The 4,304-nt window shown below is 75.1% G+C and carries 3 protein-coding genes and 2 pseudogenes; 3 read left to right on the forward strand and 2 right to left on the reverse strand.

Annotated elements, in window-relative coordinates; translation table 11 throughout:
- Positions 1-18: 18 nt before the first annotated feature.
- Positions 19-765, reverse strand: coding sequence for a response regulator transcription factor (locus tag SACHA_RS0101055; protein ID WP_020628576.1), 747 nt, complete (start codon positions 763-765; stop codon positions 19-21).
- Between the two features lie 189 nt (positions 766-954).
- Here SACHA_RS0101055 and SACHA_RS0101060 point away from each other — a divergent pair, with 189 nt between their 5' ends.
- The 3 genes and pseudogenes from SACHA_RS0101060 (at position 955) to SACHA_RS0101070 (ending at position 3,992) form a co-directional block, all read left to right on the forward strand.
- Positions 955-2,046 carry a LolA family protein gene (locus SACHA_RS0101060; RefSeq protein WP_028662771.1) on the forward strand — a complete coding sequence of 364 codons (1,092 nt, stop codon included), beginning with the start codon at positions 955-957 and terminating at the stop codon, positions 2,044-2,046.
- A pseudogene (locus SACHA_RS26415) lies at positions 2,043-3,069 on the forward strand (ABC transporter ATP-binding protein). Before SACHA_RS0101060 ends, SACHA_RS26415 begins: the two are co-directional and overlap by 4 nt.
- On the forward strand, positions 3,066-3,992 hold the full coding sequence (locus SACHA_RS0101070) for an ABC transporter permease subunit (protein WP_020628577.1): 927 nt from the start codon (positions 3,066-3,068) through the stop codon (positions 3,990-3,992). The pseudogene SACHA_RS26415 and the gene SACHA_RS0101070 overlap by 4 nt, the downstream one beginning before the upstream one ends.
- Positions 3,993-4,010: 18 nt before the next feature.
- Here the strand turns inward: SACHA_RS0101070 and SACHA_RS19660 are convergent.
- Positions 4,011-4,304: pseudogene (locus SACHA_RS19660) on the reverse strand (hypothetical protein); the annotation flags it as partial.

The raw sequence follows: 4,304 nt of genomic DNA on the forward strand, positions 1-4,304 counted from the left end.
AGCGCACCGGCCCGCGGGTCACGTCGGCCGCACCGCGTCGGCCCCGGACCCGGCACCGGCCTCCCCTTCGGGGACGGTGTCCGGGTCGGAGGCGACGTAGCCGTGGCCGCGGACGGTGCGGACCACCGCATGTGCCCCGGCGGCCTCCAGCCTGCGCCGCACGTAGCCCACGTAGACCTCGACGACGTTGCGGGTGGCGGCCTGTTCGTCCCCCCACACCGCACGCAGCAGCTCGTCCTTGGTGACCACGGTGCCGGGCCGCCCGGCGAGCACCTCCAGCAGCGCGAACTCGCGCGGCGAGAGCGGGACGGGCTCGTCGTGCCAGCACACCGTGCGGGTGTCCCGGTCCACCAGGAGGGCACCGATCCGCAGCGGCCCGGTACCCCGCCGGTCGCCCGACCGGCGCAGCACCGCCCGGACCTGGGCCACGAGCACCACGAACGAGAAGGGCTTGACGAGGTAGCCGTCGGCGCCGAGGTCGAGCCCGTCGGCCTGGTCGACCTCGCCGTCCTTCGCCGAGATCAGCAGGACCGGGGTGGGCACACCCTCGTCCCGGAGCCGCTCCAGCACGCGGTAGCCGGACAGGCCGGGCAACATGATGTCCAGCAGCAGCACGTCGAAGGTCCCCGTGCGGGCCAGCCGCAGCGCCTCGTGGCCGTCCGTGGTGACCACGACCTCCATGCCCTCCGCGGTGAGCCCGCGGCGCAGGGCCTTGCGCACGCCGGGTTCGTCGTCGACCACCAGCACTCGCGGTTTCACACCCACAGGATGCCCGCCCGTGTTTCCCGGGCGCGGGAACTCTCAGCATGATCTCAGCTCCCGGGGCGGTCTCAGGGACGTCTCAGCTCCGCCGCCGCACCCTGGGCGGTGTCGGGCCGCCCCGCCCACCGGCCCCGGACGGGGGCACGGTGTCGGGGTCCCGGGCACACTGGAGACACCGGACGAGGAGGAACCGTGAACCCGAGAAGACGAGCAACCGCCATCGCCGTGGTGGGCACCGCGGTGGGGGCGACCGGGCTGGGGGTGCTCGCGGCGCCCGCGGGCGCGGGGACGGACCCCGACCTGCCCCCGGTGGAGGCGCAGGCGCTGGTGGAGTCGGTGCTGCGCGCCGACGTGCCCGCGTTGTCCGGCACCGTCGGGCTGGACAACGGGCTCGACCTGGCGGCCTTGCCGGGGCTGTCCGCGCTGAACTCCGAGTCCGCGCGGGTGTTCCACGACGGGGAGGGGCACAGCCGTGTCGCGCTGGAACGGGAGCGCGGTGAGCTCACCGCCGTGCTGGGCGAGGACGCGCTGTGGACGTACGAGTCCGGTGCGGAATCGGCGACCCGCGTCGACATCCCCCGGGGCGAACACCACCGCTCGCCGGGCGCGGGTCGGGACGTGGCCGACCCCACCGCGCTGGCCCGGCAGTTCGTGGCCGGTGCGCGGGAGAACAGCACGGTCTCGGTGGACGGCACCGCCACGGTCGCCGACCGCCCCGCCTACGAGCTCGTGCTGAACCCACGGCCGGACGAGCGCACCCTCCTGCGCGAGGTGCGGGTCGCGGTCGACGAGCAGACCCGGATGCCGCTGCGGCTGTCCGTGTTCACCCACGACACCACCGAACCCGCCCTGGAAGTCGGATTCGACGACCTCGACCTCGGTGCGCAGCCCGCGCACCTGTTCGAGTTCGACCCGCCCGAGGGTGTCGACGTCGAATCCGTGAACCCCGGGGAGAAGGGGACACGGCCGGACACCGAGGGATCCGAACACCGGCCCGTGGAGACCGTCGGGGACGGCTGGGACACCGTCCTGCTCACCCGGCTGCCGGAGGGCGCCCTCCGGCAGGGCTCCGACGCAAGCGGCCCCACCGACGCAGGCAGCCCCGCCGGCGCAGGCACTGCCCGCGACCTGTTGCGCCAGGTCGGCGAGCGGGTCACCGGCCCGTACGGCTCCGGCCATCTGATCACCACCGGGGCGGTCACGGCGCTGGTGACCGACGACGGCCGCGTGGCCGTGGGTGCCGTGCCGGAGCCTGTCCTGGCCGAGGCGCTGGGCGCGCGGTGAGCACGACGGGAACCACCGTGACGGGCCGGGCCCCGGGCCCGCCCGCCACGGGCTCCGCCGCACGGACCCGGGGACTGCGCAAGACCTACGGGGCCACCGTGGCCGTCGAGCACGTCGATCTCGACGTCCCCCGGGGCGCGGTGCTCGGGATGCTGGGACCGAACGGGTCGGGCAAGACCACCACGATCCGGATGCTGCTCGGGCTGGTGCGCCCGACGGCGGGTGAGGTGCACCTGCTCGGGGAACCGATGCCCGACCGCGCGGCCCACGCACTCCCGGACGTGGGCGCGCTGGTCGAGTCCCCGGGATTCCACCCGTTCCTGTCCGGCAGACAGAACCTGCTGCGCCTGGCCGCCGCCGAACCGCACCTGGCGGGCGGTGACCTCGCGGGCGCGGTGTCGGCCGCACTGGACCCGGGTGGGCCTGGCCGGGGCCGCCGACCGGCGCTATCGGGGCTACTCGCTCGGCATGAAACAACGCCTCGGCCTGGCGGGGGCACTGCTGGTGCCCCGGCACATGGTGGTGCTCGACGAGCCCACCAACGGGCTCGACCCCGCGGGCACCCGCGAGATCCGCACGATCATCGGGGAGCTGCACGCCGCGGGAGTGACCGTGCTGGTGTCGTCGCACCTGCTGGCCGAGGTGGAGGCCACCTGCACGCACGTGGCGGTGCTGCACGAGGGCACCGTGGTGGCCCAGGGCGAGCTGGCGGAGCTGCTGGAGTCGAACTCGCCCGCGCTGATCGTGTCCACCCCGGACGCCGAGGCGGCGGTGGAGGCCCTGCGCGGAAACCGTGTCCCGGCCCGCCCCGCACCGGAGGGCGTGCGTGCCGACCTGACGGCGGCCACGGCGCCGGAGGTGGTGGCGACACTGGTCCGCGCCGGGGTGGACGTGTACGAGGTACGCCGGGCCCGCACCGGTCTGGAGGATCTCTTCGCCCGGCTCACGCAGGGCGACGACGGGGAGCCGGACGCCGGGTCGGCGGCCGTGTCGGCGACACCGGACGAGGAGGGCCACCGATGATGTCGATGCGATCCACCGCCTCCTCCACCGTCGACCGGTCCGGAACCGGTGCGACCGCGTGGGGTGCGGACGCGTCCGCGTCCCGTTCCCGTGCCCCGCTCGGTCGGCTGCTCGGCGCGGAACTGCGGCTGGTCTTCTTCCGGCCCCGCACGCTGGTGGTGCTCGGGCTGCTCGCCGTCATCCCGGTGATCATGGGTGTGGCGCTGCGGTTCACCGACGGCCCCGGCCCCTCCGGCGGACCGGGTGGTCCGGGTGGCGGGGGCGGCCTGCTGGACATGGCGGCGGGCAACGCGCTGGTGCTGCCCGTCGCGGCGCTGATGATGACGTTGAACCTGCTGTTGCCGCTGGTCGCCGCGATGGCCGGTGCCGACGCGCTGGCCGGGGAACACGCGAACGGGACCCTGCGCGGCTGGTTGCTGGCCCCGGTCAGCCGGGGCAGGGTGCTGGCCGTCAAGGCGTTCGGCGTCGCCGTCCTCACGGTCACCGCCGCGTCGGTGGTCGCGTCCAGCGGAGTGCTCACCGCGCTCGCGATCGGCGGGACGGACTCCCTGCTCACGTTCTCCGGCACGACGCCGTCGCCGGCCGAGGTGCTGGGCCGGGTGCTGCTCGCCGCCGCCTGGGTCGCGGTGCAGTTGTGGGCGGTCGGCGCGGTGGCGCTGGCCGTGTCGTCGGCGACCGAGCACCCGTTGCTGGTGGTGGCGACGGTCCTCGGCGGGGTCGTGGTGTTCAACGTGCTGTCGGTGCTGGACGCGCTCGACTGGCTGCACCCGCTGTTGCTGAACATCTCCTGGCCGTCGGTCGTGGACGTGCTGCGCGACCCGATGCCGCTGGACGCGCTGGGCGAGGGAGTGGTGCGCGCCGCGTGCTACCTCGTGATCGGGTTGTCGCTCGCCGCGGCGCGGCTGCTCACCAGGGACGGCTGAACCGCCGGTCCGGCCGGGTCACCCGCCGTCCCCGGCACCGGGGACGGCGATTCCGTCCGGATCGAGCCGCAGGCGTGCCCGGTCCCCCGGCACGAGCCGTTCCGACATCGTGGTGACGGCGTCCACCCGTTCCGGGCCGGAGTCGGGCCGCATCGACAGTCGCACGTGGTCGGCGCGGTGCAGCCGGGTCACCACCGTGGCCCCGACGTCCCCGGCGGTGCCGACGTCTTCGGGGACGTCGGGGGTGGTGCGGCGGTCCGCGCCTCCCGCGGCATCGGGGTCGGCCACCGCCCGGACCGCGCCCGGACGCAG

It is taken from the genome of Saccharomonospora halophila 8 (assembly GCF_000383775.1).
GTDB lineage: Bacteria > Actinomycetota > Actinomycetes > Mycobacteriales > Pseudonocardiaceae > Saccharomonospora > Saccharomonospora halophila.

Coding starts and splice junctions, on each gene's coding strand:
- SACHA_RS0101070 (WP_020628577.1), top strand. CDS start 3,066: ATGATGTCGATGCGATCCACCGCCTCCTCCACCGTCGACCGGTCCGGA.